Source organism: Streptomyces sp. NPDC054883 (genome assembly GCF_053610645.1).
The window spans coordinates 1-15781 of record NZ_JBSGYT010000030.1 but is presented as its reverse complement, the minus strand read 5'-3'; the positions used below and the strand labels follow the sequence as shown (position 1 = coordinate 15781).

The 15781-nt window shown below is 73.6% G+C and carries 16 protein-coding genes; 6 read left to right on the top strand and 10 right to left on the bottom strand.

What is annotated here, in order from left to right; all coding sequences use genetic code 11:
* Nucleotides 1–37: 37 nt before the first annotated feature.
* Genes ACWGH1_RS22010 through ACWGH1_RS22000 form a run of 3 tightly spaced genes read right to left on the bottom strand, consistent with a single transcriptional unit; the run spans nt 38 to nt 2975 of the window.
* Complete coding sequence (locus ACWGH1_RS22010) at nt 38–979, bottom strand: 3-oxoacyl-ACP reductase (RefSeq protein WP_453356411.1); 942 nt, start codon at nt 977–979, stop codon at nt 38–40.
* Between the two features lie 21 nt (nt 980–1000).
* Entirely contained in the window at nt 1001–2077 is a 1077-nt protein-coding gene (locus ACWGH1_RS22005) for a Zn-dependent alcohol dehydrogenase (protein WP_453408932.1), read from the bottom strand.
* Nucleotides 2078–2120: 43 nt separating this feature from the next.
* Nucleotides 2121–2975, bottom strand: a complete 855-nt coding sequence (locus tag ACWGH1_RS22000) for a MaoC/PaaZ C-terminal domain-containing protein (protein ID WP_453355368.1) — start codon at nt 2973–2975, stop codon at nt 2121–2123.
* Nucleotides 2976–3221: 246 nt separating this feature from the next.
* On the opposite strand from ACWGH1_RS22000, the gene ACWGH1_RS21995 reads away from it, so the two are divergent.
* Nucleotides 3222–3572 carry a DNA-binding response regulator gene (locus ACWGH1_RS21995; protein WP_453355369.1) on the top strand — a complete coding sequence of 117 codons (351 nt, stop codon included), beginning with the start codon at nt 3222–3224 and terminating at the stop codon, nt 3570–3572.
* A 72-nt stretch (nt 3573–3644) separates the two neighbouring features.
* On the opposite strand, the gene ACWGH1_RS21990 is transcribed toward ACWGH1_RS21995, so the two are convergent.
* From ACWGH1_RS21990 to ACWGH1_RS21970, 5 genes are all read right to left on the bottom strand, one after another.
* Nucleotides 3645–5321, bottom strand: a complete 1677-nt coding sequence (locus ACWGH1_RS21990; RefSeq protein WP_453355370.1) for a DUF4153 domain-containing protein — start codon at nt 5319–5321, stop codon at nt 3645–3647.
* A gap of 143 nt (nt 5322–5464) precedes the next feature.
* On the bottom strand, nt 5465–6652 hold the full coding sequence (locus ACWGH1_RS21985) for a lipid-transfer protein (protein ID WP_453355371.1): 1188 nt from the start codon (nt 6650–6652) through the stop codon (nt 5465–5467).
* Between the two features lie 16 nt (nt 6653–6668).
* Nucleotides 6669–8801 carry an acyl-CoA dehydrogenase family protein gene (locus ACWGH1_RS21980; RefSeq protein ID WP_453408931.1) on the bottom strand — a complete coding sequence of 711 codons (2133 nt, stop codon included), beginning with the start codon at nt 8799–8801 and terminating at the stop codon, nt 6669–6671.
* 149 nt (nt 8802–8950) lie between these two features.
* Nucleotides 8951–9211: a DUF397 domain-containing protein gene (locus ACWGH1_RS21975; protein WP_453356782.1), complete on the bottom strand. Its 261-nt coding sequence runs from the start codon at nt 9209–9211 to the stop codon at nt 8951–8953.
* Complete coding sequence (locus ACWGH1_RS21970) at nt 9171–10019, bottom strand: helix-turn-helix domain-containing protein (RefSeq protein ID WP_453356781.1); 849 nt, start codon at nt 10017–10019, stop codon at nt 9171–9173. The genes ACWGH1_RS21975 and ACWGH1_RS21970 overlap by 41 nt, the downstream gene beginning before the upstream one ends.
* Nucleotides 10020–10251: 232 nt before the next feature.
* Between ACWGH1_RS21970 and ACWGH1_RS21965 the strand changes: the two genes are divergently transcribed.
* The 4 genes from ACWGH1_RS21965 to ACWGH1_RS21950 all read left to right on the top strand — a co-directional run bounded on the left by ACWGH1_RS21965 (nt 10252) and on the right by ACWGH1_RS21950 (nt 14050).
* Entirely contained in the window at nt 10252–10893 is a 642-nt protein-coding gene (locus ACWGH1_RS21965; RefSeq protein WP_453356780.1) for a class I SAM-dependent methyltransferase, read from the top strand.
* A 98-nt stretch (nt 10894–10991) separates the two neighbouring features.
* The gene (locus ACWGH1_RS21960) at nt 10992–11960 is read left to right on the top strand and encodes an N-acetylmuramoyl-L-alanine amidase (RefSeq protein WP_453408930.1); all 969 of its coding nucleotides are present in this window, start codon (nt 10992–10994) and stop codon (nt 11958–11960) included.
* Nucleotides 11961–12100: 140 nt separating this feature from the next.
* A complete protein-coding gene (locus ACWGH1_RS21955; protein ID WP_453408929.1) occupies nt 12101–12901 on the top strand; it encodes a hypothetical protein in 801 nt (266 codons plus the stop codon).
* A 138-nt stretch (nt 12902–13039) separates the two neighbouring features.
* Entirely contained in the window at nt 13040–14050 is a 1011-nt protein-coding gene (locus ACWGH1_RS21950) for an LLM class F420-dependent oxidoreductase (RefSeq protein ID WP_453357751.1), read from the top strand.
* Here ACWGH1_RS21950 and ACWGH1_RS21945 read toward each other — a convergent pair.
* On the bottom strand, nt 14047–14445 hold the full coding sequence (locus ACWGH1_RS21945; RefSeq protein ID WP_453408928.1) for a hypothetical protein: 399 nt from the start codon (nt 14443–14445) through the stop codon (nt 14047–14049). The two genes, ACWGH1_RS21950 and ACWGH1_RS21945, sit on opposite strands and share 4 nt — an antisense overlap.
* A gap of 86 nt (nt 14446–14531) precedes the next feature.
* Nucleotides 14532–15179: a hypothetical protein gene (locus ACWGH1_RS21940; protein WP_453357807.1), complete on the bottom strand. Its 648-nt coding sequence runs from the start codon at nt 15177–15179 to the stop codon at nt 14532–14534.
* 113 nt (nt 15180–15292) lie between these two features.
* On the opposite strand from ACWGH1_RS21940, the gene ACWGH1_RS21935 reads away from it, so the two are divergent.
* On the top strand, nt 15293–15592 hold the full coding sequence (locus tag ACWGH1_RS21935; RefSeq protein ID WP_329194873.1) for a hypothetical protein: 300 nt from the start codon (nt 15293–15295) through the stop codon (nt 15590–15592).
* The last annotated feature ends 189 nt before the right edge of the window (nt 15593–15781 follow it).

Sequence of the window (15781 nt, the reverse complement as noted above, 5' to 3'; positions counted from 1 at the left end):
GGACCCCGGCCGGGCCGCGCGGCGCCCGGCAGAGTCCCTAGCCGTGCTTGAGGCTCAGGACGTCCGCCGCCGCGAAGGTCTCGTTCGGCGGGCGGGAGTCGTAGTAGGCGGTGAGGAGCGCGTCGAGCTCCTCGAAGCCGAACGCCTCCTTGGCCGTGTCGAACTTCGCCGCCACCTTGGGCCGTTCCATTACCACCACGATCCCGCCGTGCACCACGAACAGCTGCCCGTTGGCCTTGGCGGCGGCCGGTGAGGCCAGGTAGCCGACCAGCGGGGCGACGTGCTCGGGGGCGAGGGCGTCCAGCTTGCCCTCCTCCGGCTCCTGGAAGCCCGCGAACACGTCCTCGGTCATCCGGGTACGGGCACGCGGGCAGATGGCGTTGGCCGTGACCCCGTACTTGGCCAGGGCCAGGGCGGTCGAGGTGGTCAGGCCCACGATGCCGCCCTTGGCCGCCGCGTAGTTCGGCTGGCCGGCGCTGCCGCCGAGGAAGGCCTCGGAGGAGGTGTTGACGATCCGGCCGTAGACCGGGCCGCCCGCCGCCTTGGACCGCTCCCGCCAGTGCGCGGAGGCGAAGTGGGTGGTGTTGAAGTGGCCCTTGAGGTGGACGCGTATCACCGAGTCCCACTCCTCCTCCGACATGGAGAAGATCATCCGGTCGCGCAGGATGCCCGCGTTGTTGACCAGGACGTCGAGTTTGCCGAAGCTCTCGACCGCCAGCTCGACCAGCTCGCGCGCCTGCGCGAAGTCGGCCACGTCACCGAGGTGCGCCACCGCCTGCCCGCCCGCGGCCCGGATCTCGTCGGCCACCTCCTGCGCCGGGGCCGCCGACGCCTCCCCGGAGCCGTCGCGCCCGGGCTGCCCGAAGTCGTTGACGACCACGCTCGCCCCGAGCCGCGCCAGCTCGATCGCCTCGGCCCGGCCGAGCCCGCGGCCCGCGCCGGTCACGATGGCGCTGAGCCCCTCAAGTGGCAGTGACATCTACCGCATTCCTCTCGTCGCTCAGAGTTCGATGCAGGTGCGCAGGGCCACGCCCGTACGCATCTGGTCGAGGGCGTCGTTGATCTCCCCGAGCCGCACCCGGTGCGTGATGAGGCCGGCCAGGTCCACCCGGCCGGCCCGCCACAGCGCGATGGTGCGCTCGTAGGAGCGGAGCACGTCACCGCCCCCGTACATCGAGGGCAGGATCTTCTTCTCGTCGAAGAACAGCGAGAACATGTTGACGGAGTAGTTGTCGTCCAGCGCTCCGGCGCCGACCACCACGACGGAGCCGCCGCGCCGGGTCATCTCGTACGCGGTCCGCGTCGTCGCGGACTTGCCGACCACCTCGAAGACGTAGTCGAAGCCCTCCCCGGCCGTGATCCGGTTCTTGGCGTCGCCGAAGGCGTCCGGCGCGACCGCCTCCGTCGCTCCGAACCGCAGCGCCGCCTCGCGGCGCGAGGCGACCGGGTCGACGGCGGTGATCTGCGCCGCGCCCTGCACCTTCGCACCCTGGATGACGGATATGCCGACGCCGCCGCAGCCGATGACCGCGACCGAGGAGCCGGCCTCCACCTTCGCGGTGTTGATCGCCGCGCCGAGCCCGGTGGTCACGCCGCAGCCGATCAGGGCGGCGATGTCGTACGGCAGGTCGTCGGGGATCGGCACTGCGCACCCGGCCGGGACGACGACCTCCTCGGCGAAGGTGCCGGTACCGGCGAAGCCGAAGACCTCACCGCCCGCGCGGCGGAAGTTGGGGGTGGCGACGTTCCCGAAGGCCTCCAGGCACAGGTGCCCCTGGCCGCGCTTGCAGGAGGGACAGTGGCCGCACGGCGGCAGCCAGCACACCAGCACCCGGTCGCCGGTCTTGAGCTGGGTGACGCCGTCGCCGACGTCGGTGATCTCGCCCGAGCCCTCGTGGCCCGGGACGAAGGGGGCGGGCTGCGGAAGTACGCCGCTCATCGCGGACAGGTCCGAGTGGCACAGGCCGGTGGCCTTGATCCGGATCCTGACCTTGCCGGGACCGAAGCCCACGGCCTCCATGTCCTCGACGACCTCCAGCTTGTCCTGGCCGATCTCGCTCTGCAGCGCTGCGCGCACGGTGCGGCTCCTTCGGTTCGTTCGTGAACGTGGGCGGGCGTGGTTACGCGTGTTCCACGACGGTGTCGGCGAGGACGGGCGCGTCGTCCCGTTCGACGGCGGCCACCGCCACCCGCACCCGGCCGGGCTCCTCCCACATCCGGATGCGCAGGGTCTCGCCCGGGAAGACGATCCCGGCGAAGCGCGTGCGGTAGGCGCGGACCCGGGACACGTCCCCCGCCAGGACGGTGTCGACGACGGCCTTGAGGGTGATCCCGTACGAGCACAGGCCGTGCAGGATCGGCCGGTCGAAACCGGCGAGCTTGGCGAACTCCGGGTCGGCGTGCAGCGGGTTCCAGTCGCCGGAGAGCCGGTAGAGCAGCGCCTGGTCCTCACGGATGTGCCGCTCGACGGTGCGGTCGGGGTCCCGGTCGGGCGCGTCCTCCCGGGCGGAGGGCCCGCGCTCGCCGCCGAACCCGCCCTCGCCGCGTACGAAGAGCTGCGCGTCGCTGGTCCACAGCGGCCCGTCGGCGTCCTCGACCTCGGAGCGCAGCACGATGACCGCCGCCTTGCCCTTGTCGTAGACGGCGGCGACCTTGGAGCTGGAGGTGGCCCGGCCCTTGACGGGGATCGGGCGGTGCAGCTCGACGCTGTGGCCGCCGTGCAGGACGGCGGCGAGGTCGACGTCGATGCCGGGGGCGGCGAGGCCGCCCAGCATGGCCATGCCGGCGCCGGCGACGGTCGCGAAGCTGGGCAGTACGTGGAGCTTGGACTCCAGCGTGTAGCGCAGCTCGTCGGGATCGGTGGCGGGCCGGCCGGCGCCGACGCCGAGGTGGTAGAGCTGGACGTCCTTGTGGCCCCAGGCGATGTCCCCGCGGCGGGGTTCGGCGGCGAGGGCCTTCGCGGCATCGATCGGCATTCGGATGCTGCTCCTTGCTGAGCGGGTGCTCCGTGGGTGGAAGACCTCGGCGCGGTCGTCCGCACCGTCGGCCGCGCCGAGGTCGTCTGCGGGGGCCGCCGCCCGGGTAGAACGCGTTCTAGGCGGCCGGTGAGGCCATGTATAACGCACCCCCCAACAGTTGGGAAGACCGCTGACTCAACGTCAGATCATCGGTTTCCGGCGTTTTTTCCCGGCGCGCCGGGGCCGGGACCCTACCCTGGCGGGATGGACGGAACCGGTCGCTCCCTGCGGGTCCTGCTGTGGCCCGCGAACCCGGCGCTGGCGCTGCGGCTGGGCATGGAGCAGGACATCGAGGTGGTGGCCTCGCCGCTGGGCCGCCCGGCAGCGGCGCTCGTGGAGTCGGTGGCCGGGGTACGGGAGGTACGGGAGGCGGCGCCGGAGTGCGCGGTCCTGCTGGCGGTGGGCTCCGCCCGGGCGGGGCTGCGGGAAGCCGCCCTGGCGGCGGGCGCGACGGGCCTGGTCCTGCGCGACGGCCCGGTCGCGGACCTGGCCCGGGCCCTCCACCGCGCCTCCCGCGGTGAACCGTCGACCGACCCCGCCCTGGACGTCCCGTAACCCCTACCCGGCCCGGTCCAGCCTCGTGGGGTCCCCGACGGAGTCCGGCGGCGCCGCACACGAGGGCTCCCGCTACCCCCGGCCGCCGCCACCCGCCCCGAGCCCCCGGCACTCGCCGGCCGTCACCACCACCGGCCGCTCCCGCAGGATCGTCCGCGCCCGGTACTCGCCCAGGCTCGTCGCGTACCACGGCCGGCCACCGCCATCCCGCAATCCGTCCCGGATCCCGATCAGCGCGCACGACCGCAGCGGCTCCGGCAGCCGGTCCAGAGCGGGCGCCGCGTCCGCGGACAGCGAGCGGGCGTAGGCCAGGTCGATCTTGCCGTCCTGCCGGAACCGGGTCACGTTGCTCTCGGCGGTGATCCCGTCGGGGGAGAGCAGCCCGAAGGCCAGCACGGTCGCCGCCGCACTGCCGACCACCGCTCGGGCGAGCCAGCGCCCGCCCGCCGCCCCGGCCGCCATCAGCAGCGCGATCACCAGGCCGAGCCACAGTTCCATGGTGACCACCGACAGCCGCAGCCTGGTCAGCCCGTACGCGTCGACGTACAGGTCCATCCGGCGCACGGCGGAGGCGACCACGACCAGCGTCAGCAGGCACAGAACGCCCAGCACGATCCGGACGAAACGGCGGTCGCCGACCGTGCCGCGCGGCGCCCAGCGGAGCGCGAGCGCGATGACGGCGAGGACGAAGACGGTGGCCCAGAGCAGCTGCCAGAACCCCTGGCGCGCGTACTCGGCGTACGTGAGCCCGGTGCTCTCCAGCACCTTGTCGTAACCGCCGAACAGCACCGCCAGCTGCACCGCGATGAAGGCCGCGAACAGCAGGTTCAGCACGATCAGCGGCAGGCCCCACTCCACCCTGGACCGCGCCCTGCCCGGGGCCACCGCGATGCGGTCCCAGCGGTGCGGAGCCGCGGCGGTGCGGGCGGCGGCGAGCGCGACGACCGCGCCGGCCAGGAAGAGCAGAATCCGGACCGGGCCGTCCCCCACGGAGACGTCGGGGGTCAGGCCCCCCAGCAGGTCCGCGAAGGCGGCGTCCGCGGAGGCGAACAGCGCCCCGAACACCAGCAGCAGGCCGACGGCCACCGCGCTCGCCTTGACGACGGGCAGCCAGCGCTCCCGGCCGAGCCCGCCGCCGCGCGCACGCACACCCGCCCAGGCCCAGCCGGTCCCGCTGGCCGCGGTGCCCAGGAATCCGAGCGGGCTGAGCAGCACGCCGGGCCACCTCCGGCTGCCGTGCAGGGCCAGCGCGGCCAGGAGCACGGCGGCCAGGACCGCCAGCGTGGCGGGCCAAGCGGAGTCGCGCAGGGCGGGAACGGCGAGCAGCGCCACGCAGCCGAGCGCCCACAGCACGGTCCACGGGCGCGGGCTACGGCCGGCCGCGCGGGCCGAGGCGTACGCGGCCACCATGGCGGGCAGCGCCGCGAGCAGCAGGCCCGGGCCCACGCCGTCCCCGAGGAAGACTGCGGTCGCGAGGCCGGCGACGAGCACGGCCACCAGGGTGACGGTACGGATCGGGGCGGCCTCGGCGGGGCGCACGCGGCGGCCCATCGAGGAGGCCGCCTTCGCGGCGGCCTCGGCCTGCGCCTGCTGCCAGCGGGCCTGCTGCTGGTGGGTCAGCCAGAGGTGCCAGGCGGCGGGGTCGTGCCCGGGCAGCCCGGGCGCGGCCGGCGGCACCGGCGCATGGGCTGCGGCTGCGGCCCCGCCTCCGGCCGGGTCGCGTTTCGCCTGGTCGGCGTTGTCGGACATCGGGTTCCTCCCCCTGTCGGCCGCCCCGGGATACCGGGGCGGAGCGGACAGGGTAGGCACGGGCCGCAGAGTTTTGAACGTATTCAATTCACCCTGTGCCAGGACCGTGACAAAGCAACCGGGCGGGCTCGTTCCGCCCCCGGCTACCGCCGCAGCAGCGTCACCACCGCCGCCCCGCCCAGCCCGACGTTGTGCGCGAGCCCCACCCCCGCCCCCGGCACCTGCCGCCCGCCGGCCTCTCCGCGCAGCTGCCACACCAGCTCCGCCGCCTGCGCCAGCCCCGTCGCCCCCAGCGGGTGGCCCTTCGAGATCAGGCCCCCGGACGGGTTCACCACCCACCGGCCCCCGTACGTCGTCGCCCCGCTCTGCACCAGCTCCCCGGCCCCGCCCTCCGCGCACATCCCCAGCGCCTCGTAGGTCAGCAACTCGTTGATCGAGAAGCAGTCGTGCAGCTCGATCACGTCCACGTCCTCGACGCCCAGCCCCGACGCCTCGAACACCGCCCGCCCCGCCGCCGCCGACATCGGCTTGCCGACCACGTCGATGCACGAGCCCGACGCGAACGACGCCTCCGTGTCCGTCGTCATCGCCTGCGCCACGATCTCCACCGCCTTGTCGTGCAGCCCGTGAGCGACCACGAACCGCTCCGACACCACCACCGCAGCCGCCGCCCCGTCCGAGGTCGGCGAGCACTGCAGCTTCGTCAGCGGCTCGTGGATGGTCTTGGCCGCGAGGATCTCGTCCACCTCGTACACGTTGCGGAACTGCGCGTTGGGATTGTCCGCCGAGTGCCGGTGGTTCTTCGCCGCCACCGCCGCCAGTTGCGCGGCCGTCGTCCCGTACCGCTCCATGTGCTCCCGCGCCGCGTTCCCGAAGATCTGCGCGGTCGGCGGCGACATTTCGAAGCCGTGCCCGGCGGCCATGATCCCGTAGTGCCGGGCGACCGGCGAGACCTTGAAGTCACCGCCGTCGGCGCCCCCGCCCAGCGCGCCCTTCTTCATCTTCTCGAAGCCCAGCGCCAGCACGCAGTCGCTGATCCCGCCCTCCACGAACTGCCGCGCCAGCATCAGCGCCGTCGAACCGGTCGCGCAGTTGTTGTTGACGTTGTAGACGGGCACCCCGCTCAGTCCCAGCTCGTACACCGCCCGCTGCCCGGCCGTCGACGCCTGGAAGCAGTACCCCACCGGCACCTGCTCCACCAGCTCGTACCCGATCCCGGCGTCCGCCAGCGCCGCGCTCCCCGCCTCCTTCGCCATGTCCCAGTACTGCCAGTCCCGCGACTCCGGCTTCTCGAACTTCGTCATGCCCACGCCCACGATGTACGACTTCATCCCTGCCACTCCTCCGTCAGTCCCTGGGAAGGCCGAGGATCCGCTCGGCGACGACGTTCAGCTGGACCTGCGTGGTGCCCCCGGCGATGGTCAGACAGCGGGACATGAGCATCCCGTGCACCGCCCGCTCCCCCGCCCCCTCGCACACCGCGCCCGCCGGTCCCAGCAGTTCCAGCGCCAGTTCGGCCAGTCGCTGCTGGTGCGGGGTCTGGACGAGTTTGCGTACGGACGCACCCGCGCCCGGTTCCAGCCCCGACACCTGCCGCAGCGTGGTCCGCAGGCCGATGCAGGCCAGCGCGTGCGCCTCGGCGGCCAGCGCGCCGATCCGCAGCCGGTAGGAGTCGTCCGGTCCGGCGGCGCAGGAGGCGATCAGCGCCTCCAGCCCCGTGTCGAAGGTCATCTGGTCCGCCATGTGCACGCGTTCGTTGCCGAGGGTGTTGCGGGCCACCTTCCAGCCTTCGTCGGCCGCCCCCACCAGCGCGTCGGCCGGGAGCGCGACGTCGTCGAAGTAGACCTCGTTGAAGAGCGCCTCCCCGGTGATCTCCTTGAGGGGCCGGACGTCGATGCCGGGCGTGCGCATGTCGACCACGAAGTACCCGAGGCCCTTGTGTTTGGGCGCTTGCGGGTCGGTCCGGGCGAGGAGGATCCCGAAGTCGGCGCTGTGCGCGGAACTCGTCCACACCTTCTGTCCGTTGACGGTCCAGCCGCCCCCGGCCGCCGGTTCCGCCCTGGTGCGCAACGAGGCCAGGTCCGAGCCCGCGTCCGGCTCCGAGAAGAGCTGGCACCAGGTCACGTCCCCGCGCAGGGTGGGCAGCAGGTACGTCTCCCGCTGGCGTGCGCTCCCGTAGGCGAGCAGCGAGGGCACGACCCAGGTGGCGATCCCGAGGTCGGCGAGCCGGACCCCGGCCGCCGCCAGTTCCTGCTCCACCACCAGCTGTTCGACGGGCCGGGCACCCAGCCCGTACGGCGGCGGCAGGTACGGGGCGGCGTAGCCGGTCGGCGCCAGCACCCTGCGGGCGGCCGCCGGATCGAGGCCCCGCGCCCGCCCGATGACGCCGCGGGCCCTGGTGCGGTACGCCTCCGCCTCCGCCGGGAGTTCCAGGCGCAGCTCCCGCCGCGCACCGGCCGCCGCGTACCCGGCGGCCCGCAGCCGGTGGGCGTCGCCGGGGCCGAGCAGCTGGCGGGCGACGACCGCCCGGCGCAGTTGGACGTGCGCGTCGTGCTCCCAGGTGAAGCCGATCCCGCCGAGCACCTGGATGCAGTCCTTGGCGCAGGAGTAGGCGGCGTCCAGGGCGGTCGCGGCCGCGAGCGCCGTCACGAGCGAGCGCGCGCCTCCGGGTCCGTCCAGTACCCGGGCGGCGTCCCAGGCCAGCGCCCGGGCCTGCTCCAGCCGCACCAGCATGTCGGCGCACAGGTGTTTGACGCCCTGGAACTGCCCGATGGGCCGGCCGAACTGCTCGCGCACCTTCGCGTACTCGGCTGCGGTGTGCACCGCCCGGGCGGCGGTCCCGCAGGCGTCGGCGGCGAACAGCGCGCAGGCCGTGTCCCGCACCAGGTCGGGGTCCAGCTCCAGCAGCCGCCCCGCCGGTACGGTGACCGTCCTCGCCCGCACCTCGGCGGTGGGCCGGGTCGGGTCGGCGCTGTCGTGGGTGCGGACCTCCAGGGCGGCGGAGTCGACGGCGAACCAGCGCGTCCCGTGCCCGGTCCCGGCGGCGAGCAGCACGAGCTCCGCCTCCCCGGCGCCGAGTACGGGCGGGGCGAGGCCGTCCAGCAGGTGGCCGCCCCCCTTGGCGGCGACGGCGGTCACGGTCCCGGGCCCGAGCGCGACGGCGCCCACCCGCCCGCCGAGCGGCTCGGCCCCGGCCCGCTCCAGGAGTACGGACGCCAGCGCGCTCGGCAGGTAGGCCCCGGGCAGCGCCGCCCGGGCGGCCTCCTCCACGACGACGGCGAGGTCGAGCAGGGTCCCGCCCTCCAGGTGCGGAAACAGCAGCCCGGAGCCGGCCAGGGCGTCCCAGTACCCGGGCCGCGCCCCGGTCTGCGGCGGGGCGTCGAGCAGCTTGCGCGCTTCCTCGGCCGGCGCGGCCCGCGCGATCCACCCGCGCACGGCGTCGGCCAACTCCCGTTGCTCTTGCGTGATTCCGATGCCCATGCGCGGCAGGCTAGAACACGTTCCATTCTGACGGAAGGTCAGATCGCCCCCGGTTCCGGCCGAACTCGCGGTCCGGCGCCGGACACGACGAAGGCCCGGTTCCGGCGCGAGGGGTCGACCTCACGCCGGAACCGGGCCCGGAACCCGTTTCAGAGGCCGCGCACGAACACCGCGAAGGCGTCCGGGCTCACGGTGAAGGCGGGGCCGCCGGGGTCCTTGGAGTCCCGGACGGCGACGAGGCAGGGCTGGGCGGCGACCTCGACGCACTCACCGCCGGTGGTCCCGCTGTACGAAGACTTACGCCAAGCGGCTGCGCCGAGCGGGGCGCACTCGACGCAGTCACCGCCGGTGTCGGAGCTGTACGAAGACTTACGCCACGACGGGCCCGTCATGTGCTGGATGGTGTCCATAACGCTCCTCCATTACGCGGGCGATCCGTGCCGCCGAGTCCTCCACGGAGAGCGCGGCGGCCTGTAGAAGATCGTATCGGAGCGCACCCTCCCTGAGGGTTTGCGGATTGGCCGTCATATGTCCCTGGACGAAGTCCTCGGTGTAGAGCATGTCGTGCCCGTCGTCGAACCGCAGCAGGGTGAACGAACCATCGAGCCCGACATGGGCGCCCGCCTCGAACGGCAGGATCTGCACCTGCACCCACTCCCGCCGCTGCCGCTCCAGCAGATGGGCCAGTTGCTCCCGCATGACCTCCCGGCCGCCAATCTCCTGGTGCAGGACGGCCTCGCCCATCACCACCCACATCAGCGGCGGGTCCTCGCGGTCCAGGATCCGCTGCCGGTCCAGCCGCGCGGCCACCTTCGCGTCGAGGTCGCCGCCGCTCCGTGCCCCCAGCACCGCCCGTGCGTACGCCGGGGTCTGCAACAGGCCGTAGACCAACTGCGCCTGGAAGGTGGAGATGTACCCGGCCCGCGCCTCCATCTCCGCGTACGCCTGGAACCACGTCGGCAGCTGGCTCCGCAGCACCAGCCCCACCAGCCGGGAGAAGAAGCCGCCCGTGCCGAGCGCCGCGTCCACCCGCTCGGAGAAGTCCCGGGTCGGCACCCGGCGGGCCTTCTCGATCATGCCGATCAGCGAGCCGGTGCAGAAGACGCTGCTCCCGAGCTGCGCTTGTTTCAGTCCGGCGTCTTCCCGGAAGCGGCGCAGTTCCGCGCCGTAGTAGTCCAGCGGCGAGGCGCCGGGATCGAGTTCGCGACTGCTGACCATGGAGCGGTCACTTCCAGGTACACGCCCTGCGGCGTACGTGTTCGTCTGTCGCCGAGCGTAATCACGCCATGGCGTCCGCCGGGCCGCAATGCCCCGGCTTCCCCCGCAGGAGCGGAAATCGCCCCGCACCCGCCGCCCGCTCCTGCCGAGCCGGACCCCGGCCGTGGTGGCCTACCGGGCGGTAGGGCACCATGGGCCGCCCACGCGCACCCCGCTCAGCAGGAGGAACACCATGGCCAGCCCCAAGCCGGAGACCCTCGCCGCCTTCGAGGCCGCCAAGGGGTTCATGCCCGTGGGCGAGGGGCTCGCCCTGTACGCCGCCGCCTCCGGGGCGGCCGCGCTCGGCCTGCCGCTGCTGGAGGTCGGCACGTACTGCGGCCGCTCCACCATCCTGCTGGCCGACGCCGCCCGCGAGGCGGGCGTGGCCGCCCTCACCGTCGACCACCACCGGGGCAGCGAGGAGCAGCAGCCCGGCTGGGAGTACCACGACCCGACGGTGGTGGACCCCGAGATCGGGCTGATGGACACGCTGCCGGCCTTCCGCCGCACCCTGCACCGGGCCGGCCTGGAGGAGCACGTGATCGCGATCGTCGGCCGGTCCCCGCAGGTCGCGGCCGCCTGGGGCGGTCCGCTCGGCTTCGTCTTCATCGACGGCGGCCACACCGACGAGCACGCGAACGGCGACTACGAAGGCTGGGCCCCGCACCTCGCGGTGGGCGGCACCCTGGTGATCCACGACGTCTTCCCGGACCCGGCCGACGGCGGGCAGGCCCCGTACCGGATCTACTTGCGCGCGCTCGCCTCCGGGGCCTTCGAGGAGGTCTCGGTGACCGACTCGCTGCGCGTCCTGCGGCGCACCCGCGAAGGCATCTGACGCCCCACAGGCACACCGGCTTCGGGCATATAAGCCGACCACGCCCTCGGATGGCCCAGCCCCGGCCTCCCGGGGCGGGGGCGGTCTAGCATCGCGACGTGCGCTACGACGACAGTCCCCCGCCCCCGGAGTCCGCCTCTTCGATCAGCCCGGACCGGCGCTGGTTCGTGCGCCGCTCCGCCCTGACCATCGCGGTCGCGTCCCTGGTCCCGGCCGCGCTGGCGGCCTGGGTGCTGACCCAGGCCCTGACCGGGTCCGACGCGGACCGGCAGCCGCCCCGGGCCGTTCCGCTGCCCGCCTCCCACGCCACCGGCCTGGACGGCAAGCCGAACCCGGCGGCCGGCGCCTCGGCCGCCGGCCCCACCACCCCCTCCGCGCAGCCGCCCGCCAAGGGGCCGCTGGCCGGCCGGACCGTGGTCATCGACCCCGGCCACAACACCGGCAACTTCGACCACACCACCGAGATCGACCGCCAGGTGGACATCGGCACCAACCTCAAGGAGTGCGACACCACCGGCACGACCACCAACTCGGGCTACATGGAAGCCGAGTTCACCATGGACGTCTCCCGCCGGCTGCGCACCGTCCTGGAGGCCAAGGGCCTCAAGGTGGTGTTCACCCACGAAACGGACCGCGCCTGGGGCCCCTGCATCGACGAGCGGGCCCGCATCGGCAACGAGGCCAAGGCCGACGCCGTCGTCTCCGTCCACGCGGACGGCGTCTCCGAAGGCAGCCGCGGCTACCACGTGATCCTCCCGGCCGAGGTCAAGAGCGGGAAGGCGGACACCGCGAAGATCGTGGAGCCCTCCCGGATGCTCGGCGAACGCATCGCGAGCAACTTCGCCCGTACGACGGGATTCAGCCCGGCCAACTACCTCGGCGGCGGCACCGGTTTGGTCATCCGTGACGATCTGGGCGGACTGAACCTCTCAACCCGCCCCAAGGTGTTCATCGAATGCGGCAACATGCGTGACAGCAAGGACGCTGCGCAGCTGAAGAGTCCGCAGTGGCGCCAGAAGGCCGCGCAGGGCATCGCGGACGGCATCGTCGGGTTCCTGGGCGGGTAGGTCCTCTCCGGGGCCGCCCGCCGCCCCGGCCCTCTCGGCCACGGAAAACCTCCGTACCATGGTGCCGCCCGCCCCGCTCCAGCTCTGATCTGCGACCGCGGCACCACGAGACGACCGAGACCGAGAAGGACACCTAAGACGTGAACATCCGCTCCCTCACTCGAGGCGACGGCGTGGTGATCGGAGCAGCGGTGCTGCTGTTCATCGCCTCGTTCCTCGATTTCTACACCGTCACCGGCGCCGACATGCCGAGCGTGTGGAACACCGACTACAGCGGCCTCGCCCTGCCCGCCGTCTTCCTGCTCGGCTTCGTCGCGGCGGGGCTGCTGATCGCCGCGCGCTTCCAGCCGGAGTCCCGCAAGGTCCTCGGCCTGCCCCTGGCCACCTGGGGCACGGTGCTCGCCGTCGCGGCCGCGTGGAACGCGCTCTGGGCCCTGATCGTCTGCCCGCCCAGGGTGGACCTCGGCGCCGGCTGCATCCTGTCCTTCCTCGCCGTCCTCGCGCTGGCCGGGGTGGCCGTCGCCGGGCCGAAGATCCCGGCGCTGGCCGGTCAGCTCATCCCGGAGCAGCGGCCGACGGCCGTCCCGCCGTACGGTGGCCAGCCCGGCGCCGGGTACGGCTACCCGGGCGCCCAGCAGCAGCCGTACGGGTCCGCCCCGCAGCCGGTGCCGCCGTACGGCGGCACCCCGACGTCCGCCCCCGGCCCGCAGGACGCGGCCCCGGCCCCCGCGCCGGCGGCGGACTTCTCCCCGTTCTGGTTCGCCGTCCCGGTGGCCCGGCCGCTCTTCCCGGAGGACGGCTCGCCCACCCCGATCGCGGAACTCGCCCCCGGTACCTGGTACCTGGCCGTCGAGCAGCGCGGCGAGTCCACCCTGATCGCCCAGACCCAGGACGGCCGCCGCGGCGTGCTGAACGACACCTCGGGCATCCAGCGCGGCTGACTCCCCGGGCGTCCCCAAGGCCCCCCGCCCTTCCGGGCGGGGGGCCTTTGCCCTACAGTCCCCTGACGCACCGTCAGCTCAGCCCGGCGGCGGACCACCGGTCCGCGGGGACTCACGGACACGCACAGGGGGACCGACATGCGCCTGGGACTCGCACTCGGCTACTGGGGCCGCGGGCCCGGCCGGGACCACCTCGCCCTCGCGACGGAGGCGGAACGGCTCGGGTACGACTCGGTGTGGACCGCCGAGGCCTGGGGGTCCGACGCCTTCACCCCGCTGACCTGGATCGCCGCGCACACCTCCCGCATCCGGCTCGGCACCGCCATCGCACAGATGGCCGCCCGCAGCCCCACCGCCACGGCCATGCACGCGCTGACCCTGGACCACCTCTCGGGCGGCCGGCTGATGCTGGGCCTCGGCCTGTCGGGGCCGCAGGTGGTGGAGGGCTGGTACGGGCGCCCGTTCCCGGCGAGCCCGCTCACCGCGACCCGGGAGTACGTCGACGTCATCCGCCAAGTGCTGCGCCGCGAGGCCCCCGTCGCCCTCGACGGCCGCTTCCACAGTCACCCGTACCGCGGCGCCGACGGCACCGGGCTCGGCAAGGCCCTCAAGCCCATCACCCACCCGCTGCGCCCGGACCTGCCCCTCCTGCTCGGCGCGGAGGGCCCGAAGAACATCGCCCAGACCACCCGGATCGCGGACGGCTGGCTGCCCCTGTACTGGTCGCCCGCCCGCACCGACGTCTACCAGACCTCCCTCACCGCGCTCCCCGAGGACTTCATGATCGCGCCGATGGCCCGGGCCGAGGTCTGCGACGACGTCGCGGAAGGGCTGCTGCCGGTGAAGGCGATGCTGGGCTTCTACATCGGCGGCATGGGCCACGCGGCCCGCAACTTCCACGCCGACCTGATGGCCCGGATGGGGTACGAGGAGGATGCCCGCCGGATCCAGGACCTCTTCCTGGCCGGCCGCAAGGAGGAGGCGGTGCTGGCGGTCCCCGACGCGTTCGCGGACGAGATCTCCCTGATCGGGCCGCGCGAGCGGATCGCGGAGCGGCTCGACCTCTGGCGCAAGGGCCCGGTCACCGACCTGCTCGTCACCGCCCCCGACCCGCACACCCTCCGCGTCCTCGCGGAGCTCAACAGCTAACCGGCGTCCTCCGCCCCGGCCTGCGGCACCGCCGCCAGCAGTTCCGCCAGGTCCTGCGGCATCACCGCGATCTCGATGTCCGGGCCGGCCGCGATCGCGCAGCCGACGATGCGGGAGCCGGGGTTGATGGAGAGCCCCTCCCGTACCGACGGCGGCCGGACGCCGGTGGTGCGGGCGTCGGACAGGCCGACGGCCGGGCCCCGCCGGGGGAGCCAGCGGGCCGCGCCCTGGTCGGCGTACACCCGGCCGGCCCGCCAGCGCCCGCGGCCCGCGGGGTGGCGGGCCATGCAGGGGATGCCGGCGGGCGGGCCGGCCGCCGCTCGCCGGCGCCGTACGCGTCTCAGCAGCAGGCCGGTCACCGCGGCCACGACGGCGAGGAAGAGGAATCCGAACATCCGCCCATCTTGGGTTCCGGCCGTGCACCGCACAAATCACGGGCCGGAGGGCGGGTGCAGCCGCCCTCCGGCCCGCCGGAGGCCCCCTATCCGCGCAGCTGGGACAGGCTCGGGACCTGGTCCTGTACGGGGGCGCCGGCGCTCTTGCCCGCGTCCTTCACACCGCCGATGACGTTCTGGAAGGAACTGATGTCGGCGTCGTTCGCGTCACCCTTGCGGAGCTTGGAGCCGAGGCCCTTGAGGGACTCGATGCCCGCCGTCAGCGGGGCCACCGCCTTCGACAGCAGCGGGTCGCCCTTGGCGTTGTTCAGGGCCGCCTTGAGCCGGTTGTAGGCGAAGGCGCCGGCCAGACCGGCCTTGACGAGCGCGAACGTACGGCCCTTCGCGCCCTTCTTGAAGGTGCCCGCCTTGTACGGCTTGATGATCCACTGGTACGTCGCCCCGGCCGCGAGACCGGCGTTGGCGACGAAGCGGGTCTTGGCGAACTTCTGCCGCTCGGCCGAGGTGCTGGGCGTCGGCTCGGCGGCGGCCGCCTGCGCGTCCGCGGCCGAGGCGGCCCCTTCGGCTTCGGCGAAGGCGGCCACGGCGACCGAGACGTCGTCGTTCTCGGCCCTCGCCCCCGCGCCGGAGCCGCCGCCGGAACCACAGGCGGTCGCACCGGCCAGGAGCGCGCAGGAGAGCAGGGCCGCCGTCAGCGCGCGGCGGATTCGGACGGTCGTGGTGGGTTGGGACACGGTTGCCTCCGGGGACTGAGGTGTCCTCCGCAGCCTGTCCCGGGCCGCGTGACTCCGCTACTCGGGGGACCCGTTCGGGGTTTGTTCCGCCGCGCGGCGGCAAGACGCGGGACATGCGGACATACACCAGAGCACCCGCCCGAGGTAGCGGCCTGGGCCGGGCCGTCGCCGTGCTGGCCGACGTGCTGGCTTTCGTGATCGGCCTGTGGATCCTGCTCTACCTGCTGGACGCCAACCGGGGGAACGCGTTCGTCGACTTCGTCCACGACGCCGCGACCTGGCTCGCCGGCTGGTCGTACGACCTGTTCACCTTCGACCGCGAGTGGGTCCAGGTGGTGGTCGGGTACGGCCTGGCGGCCGTGGTCTACCTCTTCATCGGCCACGTCGTCTCGGGCTGGCTCTACCGCCGCTGAGCCCGAACCCGCCCCCGGCCGCCGCCTGCGACGCGGCGGCCGCCGGCGTACGGGGACCGGAGGGGGTACGAAGCGCCGGGCGCGGCCCGCCCTGCTAGGGCCTGTGTGATGTCGTGATCAGCTTCTGAGTTCTTCACTCTTCGCGGAGTGGGATCCGGTAGGACTGTGGTCGTGACCCGTAGGCAACTC

Excerpts from the sequence above, each read along its gene's own strand:
- ACWGH1_RS21985 (WP_453355371.1), bottom strand. The coding sequence starts at position 6,652 with ATGAAGTCGTACATCGTGGGCGTGGGCATGACGAAGTTCGAGAAGCCG.
- ACWGH1_RS21970 (WP_453356781.1), bottom strand. The coding sequence starts at position 10,019 with ATGGTCAGCAGTCGCGAACTCGATCCCGGCGCCTCGCCGCTGGACTAC.
- ACWGH1_RS21980 (WP_453408931.1), bottom strand. The coding sequence starts at position 8,801 with ATGGGCATCGGAATCACGCAAGAGCAACGGGAGTTGGCCGACGCCGTG.
- ACWGH1_RS21945 (WP_453408928.1), bottom strand. The coding sequence starts at position 14,445 with ATGTTCGGATTCCTCTTCCTCGCCGTCGTGGCCGCGGTGACCGGCCTG.
- ACWGH1_RS22000 (WP_453355368.1), bottom strand. The coding sequence starts at position 2,975 with ATGCCGATCGATGCCGCGAAGGCCCTCGCCGCCGAACCCCGCCGCGGG.
- ACWGH1_RS22010 (WP_453356411.1), bottom strand. The coding sequence starts at position 979 with ATGTCACTGCCACTTGAGGGGCTCAGCGCCATCGTGACCGGCGCGGGC.
- ACWGH1_RS21995 (WP_453355369.1), top strand. The coding sequence starts at position 3,222 with ATGGACGGAACCGGTCGCTCCCTGCGGGTCCTGCTGTGGCCCGCGAAC.
- ACWGH1_RS21950 (WP_453357751.1), top strand. The coding sequence starts at position 13,040 with ATGCGCCTGGGACTCGCACTCGGCTACTGGGGCCGCGGGCCCGGCCGG.
- ACWGH1_RS21990 (WP_453355370.1), bottom strand. The coding sequence starts at position 5,321 with ATGTCCGACAACGCCGACCAGGCGAAACGCGACCCGGCCGGAGGCGGG.
- ACWGH1_RS21975 (WP_453356782.1), bottom strand. The coding sequence starts at position 9,211 with ATGGACACCATCCAGCACATGACGGGCCCGTCGTGGCGTAAGTCTTCG.
- ACWGH1_RS21965 (WP_453356780.1), top strand. The coding sequence starts at position 10,252 with ATGGCCAGCCCCAAGCCGGAGACCCTCGCCGCCTTCGAGGCCGCCAAG.
- ACWGH1_RS21935 (WP_329194873.1), top strand. The coding sequence starts at position 15,293 with ATGCGGACATACACCAGAGCACCCGCCCGAGGTAGCGGCCTGGGCCGG.